At 62.6% G+C, this 17,097-nt stretch carries 14 protein-coding genes; 8 read left to right on the top strand and 6 right to left on the bottom strand.

Annotated features, from left to right (window positions below):
• Position 1: 1 nt before the first annotated feature.
• The 4 genes from WD767_13345 to WD767_13360 form a co-directional block, all read right to left on the bottom strand.
• Positions 2 to 1,672 (bottom strand): iron ABC transporter permease, encoded by a 1,671-nt coding sequence (locus WD767_13345; GenBank protein ID MEX2617075.1) that lies wholly within the window; start codon positions 1,670 to 1,672, stop codon positions 2 to 4.
• Positions 1,666 to 3,714, bottom strand: coding sequence for an extracellular solute-binding protein (locus tag WD767_13350; protein MEX2617076.1), 2,049 nt, complete (start codon positions 3,712 to 3,714; stop codon positions 1,666 to 1,668). Before WD767_13350 ends, WD767_13345 begins: the two co-directional genes overlap by 7 nt.
• A gap of 59 nt (positions 3,715 to 3,773) precedes the next feature.
• Positions 3,774 to 5,222: a DUF4856 domain-containing protein gene (locus tag WD767_13355; protein ID MEX2617077.1), complete on the bottom strand. Its 1,449-nt coding sequence runs from the start codon at positions 5,220 to 5,222 to the stop codon at positions 3,774 to 3,776.
• A gap of 201 nt (positions 5,223 to 5,423) precedes the next feature.
• Positions 5,424 to 5,981, bottom strand: coding sequence for an arsinothricin resistance N-acetyltransferase ArsN1 family B (locus WD767_13360; GenBank protein ID MEX2617078.1), 558 nt, complete (start codon positions 5,979 to 5,981; stop codon positions 5,424 to 5,426).
• 148 nt (positions 5,982 to 6,129) lie between these two features.
• Here WD767_13360 and WD767_13365 point away from each other — a divergent pair, with 148 nt between their 5' ends.
• From WD767_13365 to WD767_13400, 8 genes are all read left to right on the top strand, one after another.
• Complete coding sequence (locus tag WD767_13365; GenBank protein MEX2617079.1) at positions 6,130 to 6,999, top strand: DMT family transporter; 870 nt, start codon at positions 6,130 to 6,132, stop codon at positions 6,997 to 6,999.
• Positions 7,000 to 7,088: 89 nt separating this feature from the next.
• Positions 7,089 to 7,967 (top strand): hypothetical protein, encoded by an 879-nt coding sequence (locus tag WD767_13370; protein ID MEX2617080.1) that lies wholly within the window; start codon positions 7,089 to 7,091, stop codon positions 7,965 to 7,967.
• A 23-nt stretch (positions 7,968 to 7,990) separates the two neighbouring features.
• On the top strand, positions 7,991 to 8,815 hold the full coding sequence (locus WD767_13375) for a ThuA domain-containing protein (GenBank protein MEX2617081.1): 825 nt from the start codon (positions 7,991 to 7,993) through the stop codon (positions 8,813 to 8,815).
• Positions 8,816 to 8,985: 170 nt separating this feature from the next.
• On the top strand, positions 8,986 to 10,854 hold the full coding sequence (locus WD767_13380; GenBank protein MEX2617082.1) for a dihydroxy-acid dehydratase: 1,869 nt from the start codon (positions 8,986 to 8,988) through the stop codon (positions 10,852 to 10,854).
• A gap of 44 nt (positions 10,855 to 10,898) precedes the next feature.
• A complete protein-coding gene (locus tag WD767_13385; GenBank protein MEX2617083.1) occupies positions 10,899 to 11,324 on the top strand; it encodes an HIT family protein in 426 nt (141 codons plus the stop codon).
• 68 nt (positions 11,325 to 11,392) lie between these two features.
• Positions 11,393 to 11,950 carry a hypothetical protein gene (locus WD767_13390; protein MEX2617084.1) on the top strand — a complete coding sequence of 186 codons (558 nt, stop codon included), beginning with the start codon at positions 11,393 to 11,395 and terminating at the stop codon, positions 11,948 to 11,950.
• 214 nt (positions 11,951 to 12,164) lie between these two features.
• A complete protein-coding gene (locus WD767_13395) occupies positions 12,165 to 12,530 on the top strand; it encodes a hypothetical protein (protein MEX2617085.1) in 366 nt (121 codons plus the stop codon).
• 352 nt (positions 12,531 to 12,882) lie between these two features.
• Positions 12,883 to 13,767, top strand: coding sequence for a hypothetical protein (locus tag WD767_13400; GenBank protein MEX2617086.1), 885 nt, complete (start codon positions 12,883 to 12,885; stop codon positions 13,765 to 13,767).
• A 42-nt stretch (positions 13,768 to 13,809) separates the two neighbouring features.
• Here the strand turns inward: WD767_13400 and WD767_13405 are convergent, their stop codons facing one another.
• Positions 13,810 to 16,032, bottom strand: a complete 2,223-nt coding sequence (locus tag WD767_13405) for a molybdopterin-dependent oxidoreductase (protein MEX2617087.1) — start codon at positions 16,030 to 16,032, stop codon at positions 13,810 to 13,812.
• A 201-nt stretch (positions 16,033 to 16,233) separates the two neighbouring features.
• Positions 16,234 to 16,998, bottom strand: coding sequence for an alpha/beta hydrolase (locus WD767_13410; protein ID MEX2617088.1), 765 nt, complete (start codon positions 16,996 to 16,998; stop codon positions 16,234 to 16,236).
• Positions 16,999 to 17,097: the final 99 nt, after the last annotated feature.

Here is a 17,097-nt window from a genome sequence, read left to right on the forward strand (position 1 = left end):
GTTATCTTTTCTGCCCCACCCGGCGCAGGGCCGCATTCATCAGGATCACGGGACCGACACCGGACAGCACGACGAACAGCGCCGGCAGGGCGGCCTGTTCCAGCAGTTCATCCTTGGCGAACTGATACACATAGGTCGCCAGGGTCTCGAAATTGAAGGGCCGCAACAGCAGGGTCATCGGCAGTTCCTTCATCACGTCGACAAAGACCAGCAATCCACCGGCCAGGAAGGAACTGCGCACCAGCGGCAGCACGACCTCCCGCAGGCTTTGCGGAAAATTCCGGCCCAGGACACGGCTGGCGTTCAGCATGTTGGGGGGCAGCCTGCCGACACCCGAGGTTACCGCGCCATAGCCGACCGCCAGGAAGCGGACGGTACAGGCCAGCAGGACGAGACCGATTGTCCCGGTCAGGAAGCCGCCGGTCGCATCCCCTAACACCCAGTCGCGCAGCGTGTCGAGCCCGCTGTCCAGCGCGCCGGAAAACGCCACGACGCCGATGGCCAGAATGGTGCCCGGAAAGGCGTAACCGGTCGAACTGACCGCCGTCATGACTTTCAGAAACGGGCTGGCGCGAAAGGTCGAAACGAAAACCATGAAACCGGCCAGCGCCATGACGATAACCGCCACCATCAACGAGATTCCGATGGAATTGAAGGCAACGGTGGTGACCGCCGCCAGATCCGTGTCCGTATAACCCCGCAATACGAAATGAATGAGCACCGATACTGGCACCAGGAAGCCGATCACCACCGGTGTCAGACAGATGAACAAACACGCGGCGGCGCGCGGCGGCGGCGCCCGTTCAGGCGCGAACCCGACCGCGCGGCGGCTGGTATCCGTGTAGCGGCGGCGCGAACGTGCGAAATACTCCAGCGCCAGCAGGGCGATCACGAACACGAATGACATGGCGGCGATCTGCGCCGCCGCCGGCAGGTTGTTCATGCCCAGCCAGACGTTGAAGATGCCCAGCGTCAGCGTCTGCACCGCGAAATAATCGACCGTGCCGAAATCGGAGATGGTTTCCATCAGCACCAGGGCCAGCCCGGCGACAATAGCCGGCCGCGCCATCGGCAGCCCGACCTGGCGGAACAGACCCTGATCGTGGATCTGGGCGATCTCGAACAGCGAATAGGGCGTCAGCTTGAACGCCGTACGCGCCATCATGTAGACATAGGGATACAGCACCGACCCCATGACCAGGATCGCCCCGCCCATCGACCGTATCTCGGGAAACCAGTAATCCCGCGCGGAGTGCCAGCCGAACAGCGCGCGCAGCATGCCCTGCACCGGCCCGGCATATTCCAGGAAGTCCGTATAGGTATAGGCGATGATATAGGCGGGGACGGCCGCGGGCAGCAGCAGCAGCCATTCCAGCGACTGCCGCCCGAAAAATTCGTAGCGCGTGACGACCCAGGCGGAGCTGACCCCGAACAGGAGACTGAGCGCCCCGACGCCAGCCATCAGGACCAGCGTATTCGCGATATAGCCTGGAAGGACGGTTTCGGACAGATGCCGCCACAATCCTTCGCTGTCGCCCGTGGCGGCATAGAAGACCGCCAGGATCGGGCCCAGCAGGAACGCCGCGCAAAGCAGCGTCAGAACCGACCAGCGGTTGGGCATGCCAAAGGACCGCCCCCTCGCCCGCTGCGTCGGGGCGTCGGTGGTTACCATCCAACCCTGTCGATAATTTTCTGCGCCGCCGGCGCCAGTTGCGCGATCCTGCCAATCGGCAACTGGTCTTCACTGAAATCCCCCAAAGCCTTCAGTTCCGGCGCGGCAGGCACTTCCGGATTGACCGGGTATTCGAAATTGATCTCGCCATACAGCCGCTGGGCTTCCATGCCGCTGAGGAACTCAAGGAAACCGACAGCAAGCTGTTTTCGCTGTGAATATTTGGCGACGCCGCCGCCCGATATATTGATGTGGTTGCCACGGTCATCCTGATTGGTGAAAACGATGTTCACCGCGTCCGCCCATGCGCGTTTTTCCGGGTCCTCGTCAACCATCAGTTTGCCGAAATAGTAGTTGTTAATGATGGCGATATCGCACACGCCCTCGAATACCGCCTTGACCTGGGCCCGGTCATCACCCTGCGGCCGGCGGGCCAGATTGGCGACGAAACCGCGCGCCCATTCCTCAGCCTTTGCCTCGCCATGCGCTGCGATCAGCGACGCCATCAGCGCGCGATTATAGACATGGCTGCCCGGACGCGAACAGATGCGGTCCTTCCATTTCGGATCGGCGAGATCCTCGATCCGCGCGATTTCGGACGGATCAACCCGGCCCTTCGCCACGGCCACGACACGCGCCCGTTTCGACAATGCAAACCAGCGCCCCTTCGGATCGCGCAGATGCTCCGGAATATTCTTTTCCAGCAGCGCCGATTCCACCGGCGCCAGCAGGTCCTTGTCCGCATAGACCATCAGCCGCCCGATATCGACGGTCAGCACCACATCGGCCGGACTGTTTTCCCGTTCGGCCTGCAGACGCTGCGCGAGCCCACGCGAGGCATAGACGATATTCACCTTTACCCCGGTTTTTGCGGTGTAGGCATCGATAAACGGGTTGATCAGGAAAGGCTGCCGGTGCGAATAGATGTTCAGTTCTTCCGCCGCGCGTGTTCCGGCGGGATAGAATACAGCAGACAAGGCAAGGAGGAGCGCGAAGAGACGCGCCCTGGAACGAATTGCCGGGCCGACACGGCCCGTTGCCAAAACTAAGGCGTTCATCATTTTTCTTGTTCCCGTGTGACAGGTGTCGTGGATGACCCGCGCAGCCTCCTGCAGGGGTTGCCCGTACAGGCTTTTAATGCCATGCGCGGTTTCACTCAATTCCGTCCCCAGGCCGAAGCGCAGGACGGTGTTTTTTTCCGATAGATGCAGGCTGCCGCCGACCCAGTCCCAGACCGCCAGCGCCATGCCGAAATTGCGGTCATGGTGGCGCGGATCGGATGAATGGTGCAGCTGGTGCTGCGCCGGTGAAATCAGCAGGCGCTCCAGCACCCGGCCATAGCCGATCGATATATGCGAATGGCGGAGGTTCGCCCCCGTCACGTTGAATACGAACACGAACAGGTTCGCGCCCAGCACCGTGACCAGATCGACCCGGTCCCCGAAGTAGTATACGAACACCGCGATGACGACCGCCTGCACAAAAATCCCGCGCAACGTAAACAGCAGCCCCTCCACCGGGTGGGTCCGGTATACCGTCAGCGGCGTCATCGTTTCGGCCGAATGATGCACCTTGTGAAAGGCCCATAACACGGGCCAGCGGTGCAGCGCGCGGTGCACCAGGTATTTCGTGGCGTCGTCGAGGATAAAATGCGCGACCGTGAATAGCAGCGCCACGCCCCATCCCGGCAACGCCGCCCATAGCATCGGGCGGCCGCCTGCCATGCCATGCAGGGTTTCGAACAGCACCGCCGCCAGGGCGACCTGCGTGACGAGGAACGGCACCAGGGCCATCATCACCGCCTGGTTCGCCAGGAACAGCCGATAGTCGCCCCTGGCTGACGCCGACCACCAGATTTTCCGGTCGAAGACCCGGCGCCAGCCTTCGCCCAGCCCCGCGCGCAGGCCGGTCCCGGCCGAAAACGCGATGACCGCACAGGCGATTGCCAGTGCGGCCAGCAGATATCCGATAAATACCCGTTTCTGCGGATTGACGAACGCATCGCCGAGTTCCGCCAGATAATCAAGGACCGCCGTTTCCATGTTCTCCCCTGCTCGATGCGGCCGGCTCCCGGCGGGGAACCGGCCGTACCGGAAAACAGTCAGTCGTTTTCGGCGCTTTTGCCCGATCCCAGCTTCTTCGCCAGGCCGGCCATGCCCGCCATTACATCGTTGTTGCGCGCACGCACGCCGAATTCATCCACCATCAGCTTCTGAACCTTGAGCATGTGCAGTTTGTATTCGTCCAGCGATACCGCCTCGCCCTTGACGTAATTACCGTTGCTGTCGACGTCGATGACCTGGCTCAGATTCGGCATGACCGGACCGAACCCGATCAGCCGATTCAACACGACCGACGTCTCGCCGAGATTCTTGCGGCCGGCCTGAAGACTGAGCGAGAATCCCTTCAGTTCGCCCCAGTGATTGACGTAGTCCCTCAGCACCGTGGCGGTGTCGCCTTTTGCTTCGAGGATCGTCTGCAGCTTGTCGACGTCCTTGTAGACCGAACCCGCATACTTGAACGCGGCTTCCGCCAGAACCTTTTCCCAGTTGCTTTCGATCGTCGCTGCGTATTCGCGCAACTTGCTGCGCTGCGCATCCGTCAGCTTCTCGCCATTTGCCGCGACCAGCAGCTTGCGGCCGTCCAGGAAGGCCCGCGTAATCGTGTGCAGATACGTGGTGCCGTTACCCGTGTCATAGACCGAGGCATCGAACCCGGCGGCGTAATACGCCGGCCCGAACGCCATTTCCCGGTACAGGTCTACCTTGCCGTCCTTGTTGTAATCGGCCTTGGCGAGGGTCGCTTCCGGGTTTTTGCCGCCCAGCTTGTTGATATCGTAGATATCGCCGGCAGTCAGCTTGAGCGTATGCGCCGGCGTGCCGAAATAGCCGAAAGCCTCGTCCCAGGAATGCTCCTTGCCGGTATAGGCCGCGCCCTTGCCATAGGGTTCGTTGTTCGGCTTCTTGTCCGCCGACAGGTTTTCATCCAGATAGCCGTCAACCACCTGATTGTAGAACACCGCACCCATAACGAACTTGGAAATCAGCTGGGCGTAGCTGTAACCGTTGGCCATGTCGAAGCCCTTGTCGGCCGCCGCGGCCTTGTCGATCCAGAAGGCGACGACTTCCGGACCGGTCATGTTGTTCGGCCACCCGGCGATCGCGCCCTTATAGGTCTTGCTCGCCAGTTCGCGGCCCTTGCTGATGTCATCGACCATGGCCTGCTCGATGACGAATGGTCCGTTCGAGACCGGCGCCAGGATGGCGCGACCCGGTTCCGTACCCTCGAAATAGGCCAGCATCTTCGCCTTGAGCGCCGGGTCGGCGCTGCCATTGCCGCTGCCGGCCAGCTTCTTGAGCGAGTCGTGCAGAACATGGCGGGCGATCTGTCCCTTGTAGGAAACGGAATCTTTTGCCGAACCGGAATATCCCTTTAACGTTACGGGGAACCCGGCATACACGTCTTCATCGGCATGCGCCGGCGCTGAAAAGGCAAGCAGCCACGCAAAACCACAAAGACCTGTCGATATGTAACTCAATTTATTGATCATTCTTCCCACTCGGTTGCATGTGGATCGGACAAAATGCGAATAGTTATGCAAATCATTCGCATAGCTACTCGCATTCTGATATCACCGATTAACCGCAGTTGCAACGCAGTTGCAGATAGAATCTTTTTTTTCGGCGGCTCAACGCCGCAATACGCCGCCGGAATCTGTTTTGCAGAATGGGCGCAACGACGCCGAGACGGATCAGGCCGGCGCAGCGTGACCGTGGCGCATGGCTGCAAACGGAATCGGCTCCACGGGATCGGCGCCCGGCGCCTGTAGTTTGAGCCCCCACCAGCCCACATCCCGCCAGGCCCCCGACTTGTAGCCAACGCCCTTGAACACGCCGACGCGCGTGAACCCGCAACTTTCATGAAGCCCGACACTGCCCGCATTTGGCAGGGTTATGCCCGCATAGGCGGTCTGCAGCCCCTGTGCGGCCAGGATGGTAAACAGCCGGCCATACAGCCGCCGCCCCAGCCCCCGCCGCCGCGCGGAAGCATCGACATAGACCGTCACGTCGCAGGACCAGCGATAGGCCGCCCGGACACGGTGCTGGCTGCCATAGGCATAGCCCAGAACCCGGCCCGCATCCTCGGCCACCAGCCAGGGATGGGTCGCCAGCGTTGCCTCGATCCGCGCCGCCATTTCTGCGGCGCCCGGCGGTTCGGTCTCGAAAGAAATCGCCGTATCGCGCACAATCGGCGCGTAAATAGCCGCGATTGCTTCGGCGTCTCGCGGTTCTGCTACCCGTATCTTCATGAAGGACCCGTCGCGGCTTGCTGCAGCACAGCAATTCTAATTCTGCAACCGGCGTACCGGCGCGTCAATTACAGTGTCGAGTCACCGCATTTTCGCCGGCGCCTGTAGCCCCGTTCCGTTGCGGGCAATCGCATCGTACCCTGCCCGCATGGATCCCCTGCTCCTCACGCTTTCCTTCGGCGCCGCCTTCTGCTTTGCGCTCGCGCTGGTCCTGACCCAGTACGGGTTGCGCACGGTCGCGCCGATGGACGGCGCCCGGATCAGCGTGCCGGTGACCGCCGCGATATTTCTCGCATTGTCACCGCTGACCGTCAGTTTCAGCCAGTGGCACGCGGGCAGCCTCACCCTGTTCGCCGCCGCCGGCCTGTTCTTCCCCGTCGCGGTGACACTGCTGACCTTCGCCGCCAACCGGTTGATCGGGCCGAACCTGACCGGGACGCTGGGCAATATGACGCCGCTCTTCGCCGTCGGCCTCGCCGCCCTGCTGCTGGGCGAGGTTCCGGAATCCGGGCAGCTTGCGGGCATCGCCGTCATCTGCCTCGGCGTCGTTCTGCTGTTCGCCCGACGGCAGCGCCGGCCGGCCGGTATTCCGGCCTGGGCCGTGCTGCTGCCGCTGGCGGCGGCGCTGATACGCGGGCTGGTGCAGCCGGTCGTCAAGCTGGGGCTGGAAGACTGGCCCGACCCGTTCGCCGCCGTCACGGTGGGCTACCTGGTATCGGCGGTCGTCATGATGACGCTGGGGCTTGCCAGCAACAGTACCGGCGGCGCGTTCGTCCCCGCCGCGACGGGGCGTTTATGGTTCGTCGCCGTCGGCATCGTCAACGGGCTGGCGGTTCTGACGCTGTACGCCGCCCTCGCCCGCGGCCCGGTCACCCTCGTCGCCCCGCTGGTCGCCTGCTATCCGATCTTCACCCTGCTGCTGAACCGGATCCTGCTGGGCGACCGGAACCTCTCGCTACGCCTTGCCGCCGGTGTGGCGGTAACCGTGGCCGGCGTGGCGCTGTTGCTGGCGTCATAGGGCAATTGCGGCCGCTTGCGGGCCCGGCCGCACATGTCGCAATATGCAGCGTTGCCGCAAACGCCGGTTACGCTGTCAGGGAGGCTACCATGAAAACGAAATTCAACCGCGCCGACGAGGATCTGGCCAATATTGTCGGCCTGGAGCATGTCAATCTGACGGTGCCGGACCAGCGGCTGGCGACGCTTTTCTACATCACCGGGATGGGCTTCACGCGCGATCCCTATCTTGTCACCGGGGTGGTGAACATGTGGGTCAATATCGGCCGCAACCAGTACCACCTGCCGATCGGCAAGCCGCAGGTGCTGCGCGGGCGGGTCGGGCTGGTCGTGCCCGACCTGAAAGACCTCGCCGCCAGCCTGAAGGCGGTGCGCCCGGAGCTAAAGGGCACGAAATTCGCCTTCAAGCCGGCCAAGAGCCATATCGACGTCACCTGCCCCTGGGGCAACAGCATCCGCTGCCATCAGCCGGAAAAGAAATTCGGCCCGATCCGGCTGGGCATGCCCTATGTCCAGTTCGATGTTCCGGCCGGCGCCGCAAAGGGCATCGCGCAGTTCTACCGGGACATCCTCGGCGCCACCGCCAATGTCGGGAAGTCCGAGAAGGCGCCGGCCGCGCAAGTCGAAGTCGGTTACCACCAATACCTTGTTTTCCGCGAAACCAAGGGGAAGCTGCCGCAATATGACGGGCATCACCTGCAGCTCTACGTCAATAACTTCTCGGCGCCGCACGCGAGCCTGTCCGAACGCGGGCTGATTACCCAGGAAAGCAACCAGCACCAGTACCGCTTCACCGATATCGTCGACCCGAAAAGCGGCAAGCTGCTGTATCAACTCGAGCACGAAATCCGGTCGATGACCCATCCGCTCTATGGCCGGCCGATGATCAACCGCAATCCGGCCCAGACCAACAACGCCTTCGCGCCCGGCTATGACGACCGCGCCTGGGCAATGCCGTATTCGGCGTAATCCCGCGAACCGAAGGAACAGACGTGACAACGAAACAGCGCGCCCATCTTATCACCGGGGGATTTCCGCCCGGCTCACCCGGCGGACACGACATGGATTACGCCCGCCTTCAGCTTCTGCAGCAGTTGAAGAACGGCGGCAACCTGACGGTCACCACCGCGAACGACTTCCAGGATATCGAACGCTGGCTGCCGGGAACCGACCTGCTGGTCACCTATGTCGCGGGCCCCTACCCCGTCGGTAGCGGAATCGACGCGTTGCAGAACTGGCTGGAGCAGGGCGGGAAATGGCTCGCCCTGCATGGCACCTCCGGGGGCAAGGCGGTCAAGACCGAGCGTGACGGCCGCATTGTCAAACAGATGGTCAAGGACAAACATCACGAAACCCTTGGCTGCTTTTTCCTCAATCATCCGCCGATCTGCGCCTTCGATGTCGCCGTCACCGGCGACCATCCCGTGACCCGGGGCCTGCCGGCACGCTTCACCGTGCAGGATGAGCTCTATCTGATCGAACTGACCGATCCGACGGCCAGCCGCATCCTGCTGACAACGGAACTGGCAAAGGACCCCTCGCCGCCCGGCTTCGGCTTCATCTTCGACGAGGATACGGCGCTACAGCCCGACGGCAAGACGCGCGTGCTGGGGTATGCCCGCGATGTCGGGCGCGGCGAAGTAGTCTATGTCGGGCTGGGCCATTGCCACAGGGACCGTAACGGCAGCACGTCGAAGGTGGATGCAAGCATCAATCCGGACGGCGCCATGCCTGCCGTGTTCCATGCTGTCTGGGAAAATGACGCTTTCAACAAATTGCTGCGAAACGCCGTCGCCTGGGGAACCGGGGGGCGCTGACAGCAACGGGCCAGCGGCAACAAACCGCACAAGCTGCGTTCGGGACTCCATTATTCATTCCCCGGACAACCTGCTATACGATCATCCCTGCTGAAACGAGGGTCCGGCCGGCATGACGCCGCCGGAGACGGCAACAATGGCTAAGGCACAATATTCGTGGAGATTCAGTCGTGCGTAATTCAAGAACGGTTCTTTTCGACAACAACCCCGGCCGCAATGCGCAGACGGTCGGCATCGCAAGGGAACTTGGCACCGACATCGAACTCATTCACGAACCCTCCGTCGGCGTGGTCGGCACCAAGGGCGATTCCCAGTGCTATCTGGGCGTCCAGCGCAAGGTCGAGACCATTCATGACTGCCTGCGGGACAGGATCGGCAGCGGCAGCGGCCAGATGCGCCTGCGGCTGGTGCAGCCGGAATACACGGTCGCCACATCGGACGGCATGCGCAACGGCACCAGGGAGATGCGCTATTCGCTGATCGGGCGCGAGGTCACCAACGACACGCTGTGCGAACATCTGAGCGCCAGCGGCCTGGAAGGCACCATCGCCGTGGTCGCCTGCGACAAGCCCCCCGTTGGCACCCTGGCGGCGCTGCTGGAACATGACCGGCCGGCGATCATCATGTCGGACGGCCCCATCCACCCTGGCCGGGATTCGGTAACCAACGAACCGCTGGATATCGTGTCCGGCTTCCAGGTCGCGGGCAGCCATGACGAGGAATTGAAAAAGCGCATCGCCTGCGAAGCCTGCCCCGGCTATGGCAGTTGCAGCGGCATGTTCACCTACAACACGATGCAGACCTTCATCGGCGTCGTCGGGCTGCAACCGCTTGAAATGGTGTCGCCCCCGTCGGACGATCCGCGCCGGCTGGAAGTGTTTCCGGGCGAGCTGGTGACCTATCTGAACGCGATGATCGAAGCGGACCTGTCGCCGAGAAAGATCGTCAACCGCGATTCCATCCGCAACGCCATGATCGTCGCGCTGGCGATCGGCGGTTCGACCAATGTCGTGCTGCACGCGCCGGAAATCGCGCGCGCCGCCGGGTTCGGCGATTTCTACAAGGACATCATGTCTGCGGAGGAGTTCAACCATCTGTCGCAGAACGTGGTGCCGGTGCTGGTCGACGCGCGGCCCTTCGGCAATTACTCGATGGTCGATATCGACGAAAAGGGCGGCGTGCAGGTGATCGTCAGGGAATTGCTGGATGCCGGGCTGCTCAACGGCAACTGCATGACCTGCACCGGGGAAAGCCTGGCCGAACAGGTGGCGCGGCTGAACCCGCCGGCGCCCGATGGCACGGTCATCTACTCCGTTGAAAAACCGTACAAGCCGACGGGCGGACTGCGGCTGCTGGGCGGCAACCTGTCGCCGGATTTCAGCGCGGTGCTGAAGCTGGCCGGCGTCGAGGGCGGGCTGGAAGGCAATGTCTTCGTCGGCAGGGCCCGTTGCTTCGACAGCGAACTGGACCTGCTGGATACGCTGGAGAACACCCCCGAGGTATTCGAGAACCACGACATGGTCATCATGCGTTATGAGGGGCCGAGCGGCGCCCCCGGCATGCCGGAAATGCTCGACTCCACCTCGCGCATCACGACTCTCTGCCGGGAAAAGGGCATCATCGTCGGGTTGATGACCGATTCCCGCTTCTCCGGCGGCTCGGTCGGGCTGGTGATCGGCCATGTGGGGCCAGAAGCCGCCCTGGGCGGACCCATCGCCTTTGTCGAGGACGGGGACGAGATCACCGCCGATCTGAATACCAACGAGCTGAACTGCACGGCCCTGTCCGACCCGGCGGTGCTGAAGGCGCGCAAGGCGGCCTGGGAGAAGATCGTCGCCGACAACGGCGGCACCCACCCGAAGGTCGGCGTCGCGGATACGCGCCTGCTGAACCGCATGCGGCGATCCGCCGTTTCCGCCGTATACGGCGCCGGCATGCATCCGGATCGGGTGCTCTGGGTGCCCGAACCGCGCAAACCGGAAATAACGGGCTTCGTGCCGTCGAACCGGTTCCGCGAAGGCTCCGGGAAAGCGTTCTAGGCAGGACGAATACAGCTTCGCGTAGCGCAGCAGGGTAACCCGGGATGACTGACTTCGCGCTGCATGAAACGCTGGCCGCCGACACGGTCGAAGCCGCGCGCTGGCCGCTGTGCCGGGTGCGGCTGATGAATGACAGCCGCTATCCTTGGCTGATCCTCGTGCCGGCGCGGGCGGGCATGACCGAAATACATGGCCTCGACGCCAACGATCAATTGCTGCTGATGACGGAGATCGACCGCGCGTCGCGCGCCCTGGTCGCGCTTTATGCGCCGGACAAGATCAACGTCGCCGCCCTCGGCAACATGGTGCCGCAACTGCATGTCCACATCGTCGCCCGCTTCCGCACCGACGACGCCTGGCCCGGCCCCGTCTGGGGCGCCCGTCCGCCGATTCCCTATGGGGAAGCGGAACTGAACGCCGCGCTGCAGTCATTGCGGCCCGTGCTCGATCACGTCGAAAAGGCGGATTAGAGCACCATTCACCGCGCCCTCTGTCGTATACTGGCATGGCGAACCGGACTCACAGGGAGCATCATACCATGCCGCGTTTACCGATACCGACAGATTCCAAGGGGTTTTCTGACGAAACCCGCGCGGCGATGCGTCATATTCACGCAACGCGCACGACCGTGCCGCCGCCGAGCAGCTACCTGACCTATGCCGGGAAAACCGGAGCCCTGCTGTCGGATCTCGTCGAACACCTGCGCTACCACACCTCACTGACCCAGGAGGAAACCGAACTGGCGGTCTGTACCGCGGTCCGGGCGGCGGATGTGGACTATATCTGGGCCGCCCATGTGAAGCTGGGCCTCGCCGCCGGCGGGCGCGAGGAGGCCTTCCACACCATCGATACCTTCGCGCCGCTGGACGGGCTGAAACCCGACGAGGCGCTGATTATCCGCTACGGCCGCGAGTTGCTGGAGGACCGGAACGTCACCGACGAAACCTTCGAGGCTGTGCGGGCGCGCTACGGCGAGAAGGGCCTGATGGAACTGACGGCGCTGATGGGCGCGTATACGGTGAACGCGATCACCCTGCGGGCGGTCGACCACCGCGCCGCGCCGGATGCCAGGCATCTGACGCCGCGCCCGGAATGAAAGACATCGAATGCATTCATCCCCGCGACGTCAGGGAAAAACAGATCATCAGTCTCATGAATAACGGGAATGAAAAAACGCACATTGCTGTAAGTAGATTCCGAGGCTACCGCGCCCCGTTGTCCATTGACTATGGTCTCCATTGAGTTTTTTTTCAGAACGAACTATGGTTTCCACTGAGCTTTCGTCAGGACCAAAAGTGGAGGGCTTCACAATGAACGTACCAGCATCGGTGAAACCTGCGGCATGGGGCGCGGTCGGCGGCGCGGTCGCCGCGATTGTTATCGGATTCGCCTGGGGCGGCTGGGTAACCGGCGGAACGGTCGGAGAGATGGAGTCGGCAAGCGCGGAGGCGGCTATCGTCAAGGCATTCACGCCACTCTGCGTCGCCAGGACGGAGCAGGAGCCGGAACAACTTCTGCTCCTGAAGGAGGAAAACAACTGGCAGCGTGACGACTTTGTCGTCAAGGCCGGCTGGGTCGATAACGTGAGCGAAAAATACCGCTCCGACGTTGCGGAAGAGTGCGCGTCGATAGTGGTGGAAGGCATGAACGCGCCGAATACGGCGTCCGGCGGCTGATACCGGCAGCGCCACAGCAGAGATCGCATCGACTGCGTCAAATAGGGCGGGTTCCCCTGACGCCTGCTCTGGACTGGCAGCAATACCTCAAATATAGATTTCGTGAGCCCCTTGCTCCGATTTTCCGGCCGTATCAGCGATGGTGCGATGGCGCGCGAGGATTCCTTGGTCAGGAACAGGCCGATACGGGACTTTGCACTTTCTAACACCCGGTGTAACTTCGTATTCCTGACGGTCGTTAACCACCCATTTCGCAGGACACTCTTGGTCAGGAGCTTCCGCAATGGAAAACGAACTGCAATCACCTGCTGACGTGTTTTCGTCAAGGGCGACCCCCTTGAACGGGAAAGCCGTGTATTCGCAAGACTTCGACCCCAATCAAAGCGGCCTTCCCGCGATAGCGCCGTTCCTGCTCGACACGCCGGACGCCGATCATCTCAGGCGGTTGTGCGAAAGCAATCCGGATTATGTCTCATACATGCTGCGGCAGCTTGCCCGGCAGCTTCAAAACGGCGAGGAAACGGTCCGGGAATATTTCTCGGAAGAGGACGGCATCATTCTCAATTCAGGGCGGATCGCCCAGTTCTGCCTCCTGTTCCAGGGTTTCGTCGCCACCGGCGGCGTCATCACGCAGGAAATCGGCGTACCGGTCTTCGACATAGAGGTGCCGAACGGCTGGGTTTTCGATCTTACCGCCAGTTCCACACAAGGAAACAAGGCTTCCTTCGCCATCAAGATCATGGGGCTTGCCGGCGGTTACGGTTCGAACAGGACCGTTCACGGATCCGTCTCCGTGCCCAGGATCGGTACAAGCTGTCAGGCGCAGGTCTGGGCGACAATCCAGTGGCGCAAATATGAGCGGGCCGGGACAGGCGAAACGATCTATGTCGGGAATGTCACCAATGTCGTCGACGGCATGATCGTCCGGCGCCGGGATGATCCCGACTTCCGGCCGGTCTACGCGGACCGCTATGCCCGTACCATTCGGAAATTCGGCGCCACGCCCGGCGGCGAGAGCGGAAAATACGATTACTTTATCGAACGGGAAGCCTCTGATTCGTACAGCTTCGACATGCCGGTCGCGATCGGCGAATTCGCGGTAAGCACGTTCACGGTGACCATGTCATCGACCTGCCAGTCCAAAATCGCCCTCGCGGCGGAATTTCCGATGGCGGTGTACGAAATCAGGGGACCGACCGACAACCCGGTCGTTGTCAGCATCATGAAGGCCGAATAGCCGGCTTGCAGCCATACCGCATATAATTCGCCCTGCGGACCCCTATATGTTTGGTCCGGGATTGACCGGGCGCACTTCGACGAAGGCGGTATTGTAGGTCGTCGCCCCGCAGGCCGCGGTGATGTCGCCGGTGATCGAATTAGCCGCGCCCTCCCGGTCGATACCGTCCGCGTCGGGCGCATACCAGCGCCCTTCCTTCATCGACACGCAGCCATTGGCGATATCCTCCGTCACCCGCACCGGCATGATCGTGGCGCCGTAGCCGCTAAACACCTTTACCGGCTGGCCGTCCTGGATACCGCGCGCGGCGGCGTCCGCCGGATGCATCCAGATGTCGTCGGGATCGACCCGGTTCAGCTTTTCCTGATTGCCGTGGATCGAATGGGTGCGCGCCCGCGACTTGGAACTGAGCAGGCTGAGCGGGTATTCCGCGCTGGTGTCGATATGAGGCACCCAGGTCGGGATGGCGGAAATCGCGCCGAGGCCGAAGGGGTCGGGATTCTCGCCGAGACGCGTCGAATAGATCTCGATCTTCCCGGAAGGCGTGGCGAATTTATGGTTTTCCGGGTCGCGTATCTGCTTTGCGAAGGCGACGGCATCCTCCGGCGCCGGAAACCGCACCACGCCCTCTTTCACGAAGCTGTCGAAATCGTCGACCGCATCTCTGGTGAAGTCACGCAGCCAGTCCATTTCGCCTTTCTCCGCGAAGCCCTCGATGCCGACTCGCGCGGCAAGGTCCGCCAGGATGTCCATGTCGTTTCGGCATTCATGCATCGGCTCGATAGCCTGGCGCATGAAGATGGCGTAATGCCCCGCGCCCGCCCAGGGAGTCTGGATGTCGTTGCGTTCCCAGAAGGTCGTGGCCGGCAGGACGATATCCGCATGACGCGTCGTCGGCGTCAGGAAATGGTCCTGACCGACGATGAATTCCACATTCTCCAAAGCCCTGGCGATTTTCGGGGCGTTCGGGCACTGGTTGAAGATGTCGCCGCACATGGCATAGATCAGCTTGATATCCGCCGGGTAACCGCCGGCCGTCCCCTTCTCCAGGAAATCCGCGAGCAACGGCGTCGCGACCTGCGAGTCTATGGGGTTTTTCCCCGACGGCAGCGACTTGATCCCCGCCCGCCCGGTGGCGCCGTTGCTGACCCCGGAATTGCCGCCGACGATGCCTACATTGCCGGTTATCGCCGCCAGCGCATAGGCGGCGCGGTGGAACTGTTCGCCGTGCAGTGTGCGCCCCGGCGCGTAGCCGCACTGTATCGCCGCCGGCTTGGCGGCGCCGAATTCGACGGCAAGGCGGCGGATCGTCTCCGCCGGGATGCCGGTGATCTCCGACGCCCATTCCGGCGTCTTCGCGATACCGTCCGCCGCGCCCGTCAGATAGGCGCGGTAGGAACCTCCCTTCGGCGCCCCTTCCGGCAAAGTCGCCTCGTCGAAGCCCTGTACGTAGCGGTCCAGGTACGCCTGATCGTGCAGCCCTTCGCTCACGATCACATAGGCCATGGCGATCAGCGCGGCCGCGTCGGTCGAGGGGCGGATGAAGATATGCTCGTCCGCCAGCATGCGGCTGGAGCGGTGGCGGCGCGGGTCGATGCAGACGATCCGCACGCCCTTTTCCTTCGCATGCTTCAGGTATTGCGGCGTGCCGGTGCCGAAGGTGCCGTCGGCGGGGGACCAGCCCCACATCAGGATCAGCTTCGAATTGACGTAATCGGTCGGCTCGCGCCCCGCGGCCTTGTAGCCCACATCGGTGCCGTAGGTCTGGCGGATGGCGAATATCTCCGCCTCGCAGGACATGTTCGACCACAGCCCGCTGGACCCGCCGAACAGGTTGAGGAAGCGCGCCAGGGCGGCCCGGCTGTGCAGCGCGGCGGTGTTGCCGGAGCGCGAACCGTCGAGGATCGCCGCGTTACCGTATTTTTCCCGCACGCGCAGAAGCTGCGCCGCGATTTCGTCCAGCGCCTCATCCCAGGAAATCCGTTCGAACTGACCGGCGCCGCGCGGTCCGACCCGGCGCATGGGGTATTTCAGGCGATCCGGATGGTAGGTGCGCTCGATCTGCCCAACGCCGCGCGCACAGGCGGGCAACGGCGGCAACTCCGGGTTCCAGGCCCGCTTGTCGGTGGAGATCCTGACAATCCTGTCGTCGACCACATGAGCATTCACCACGCAGCGGCCGCCGCAATTGTGGCCGCAGGTGCTCGTCACCACCGTTTCACCGGCGCGCGCCGCCGGACGCGGCGCCTCATAAATCGACTGCATCGGCATCTTCTGTCTCCTCCACCAGCCACTCGGGCAACGCGCCCCTCGCAGAATACTCCCGAAACTATACGGCTGCGGCTCGACTGCGTACATCCTGCCCGCATCAGCCTTTAGATCAGATCGTGTTTCAGGGGAGCCAGGCTACACTGGAACCGCCTATCGCAAAAGCGGGCCGGACGCCGCCCTTCAATCCCTCCGGCGCTACCCCGCCGGACAGTTCGCCCGCAGGAATGTGTGCACATGGCGCAGGGCAAGCCGCGTTCGCTGCGGCGCGTCCTTCCAGGGGTAGAGGCTGCTCTCGGCATTCGGCGCCAGCAGCGCGGTTTCCATGGCCATCGCATAGGGGTGCGCCGGAATGTCGTCCGGCAGGATCAGAATCGGCGTCTCGCAATTACGCACGAATTTCCGGTCGACCGTAAAAACGAAATCGGCCCGGGCGCGGTACATGTTGTTGAGAAACGGTTCGATCATGTCCATCGTGACATCCGGCCGGCTGGCACAAAGCGCCGGCCCCCAATCCGCGATATTGTTCTGGTAAAACAGGTCCGGTATTTCCGGACGGAAGCCGCTGGGCTGCACCAGCACGGCGGCGTCGACCCGTTCCGACGCCCGGCGCAGCAGGTTCCAGATCAGCGGGCCGCCGATGCAGAATCCCATCACCATGAATTTCTCGATCCCCAAATGGTCCATCAGGCCGAGGTGATCGTCGGTAAAGGCGTCCCAGTTCCGCTCTGCATCCACCGGACCGGTCGACTCGCCGCCATTGGCGTTGCGCTGGTCCAGCGTGATACAGCGGTATTCGCCGGAAAACTCCACCAGCGGGTTGAAGGGCGCGACCAGGGTGTGGTCCCCGGTAAAATTTCCGATGGTCGCATTCAACCCGCCGCCGGGGATGAGCAGCAGCGGATAGCCTGCGCCAACTTCTTCATAGTGGATTCGGACGGGTCCCTTTTCGTAGAACGGCATGGCATTGTTCCTTTCCCGGATAAATCAAGTGTCGCGTGTACGCCGGTTGAGGCGCCCGACCCGAAAATAAATCAGATCGTGAAGTGCTGGAACGGCTTC

The organism is Alphaproteobacteria bacterium, assembly GCA_040905865.1.
GTDB lineage: Bacteria > Pseudomonadota > Alphaproteobacteria > UBA8366.

Excerpts from the sequence above, each read along its gene's own strand:
- WD767_13345 (MEX2617075.1), bottom strand. The coding sequence starts at position 1,672 with ATGGTAACCACCGACGCCCCGACGCAGCGGGCGAGGGGGCGGTCCTTT.
- WD767_13390 (MEX2617084.1), top strand. The coding sequence starts at position 11,393 with ATGCCGCGTTTACCGATACCGACAGATTCCAAGGGGTTTTCTGACGAA.
- WD767_13405 (MEX2617087.1), bottom strand. The coding sequence starts at position 16,032 with ATGCAGTCGATTTATGAGGCGCCGCGTCCGGCGGCGCGCGCCGGTGAA.
- WD767_13350 (MEX2617076.1), bottom strand. The coding sequence starts at position 3,714 with ATGGAAACGGCGGTCCTTGATTATCTGGCGGAACTCGGCGATGCGTTC.
- WD767_13385 (MEX2617083.1), top strand. The coding sequence starts at position 10,899 with ATGACTGACTTCGCGCTGCATGAAACGCTGGCCGCCGACACGGTCGAA.
- WD767_13395 (MEX2617085.1), top strand. The coding sequence starts at position 12,165 with ATGAACGTACCAGCATCGGTGAAACCTGCGGCATGGGGCGCGGTCGGC.
- WD767_13360 (MEX2617078.1), bottom strand. The coding sequence starts at position 5,981 with ATGAAGATACGGGTAGCAGAACCGCGAGACGCCGAAGCAATCGCGGCT.
- WD767_13410 (MEX2617088.1), bottom strand. The coding sequence starts at position 16,998 with ATGCCGTTCTACGAAAAGGGACCCGTCCGAATCCACTATGAAGAAGTT.
- WD767_13365 (MEX2617079.1), top strand. The coding sequence starts at position 6,130 with ATGGATCCCCTGCTCCTCACGCTTTCCTTCGGCGCCGCCTTCTGCTTT.
- WD767_13355 (MEX2617077.1), bottom strand. The coding sequence starts at position 5,222 with ATGATCAATAAATTGAGTTACATATCGACAGGTCTTTGTGGTTTTGCG.
- WD767_13370 (MEX2617080.1), top strand. The coding sequence starts at position 7,089 with ATGAAAACGAAATTCAACCGCGCCGACGAGGATCTGGCCAATATTGTC.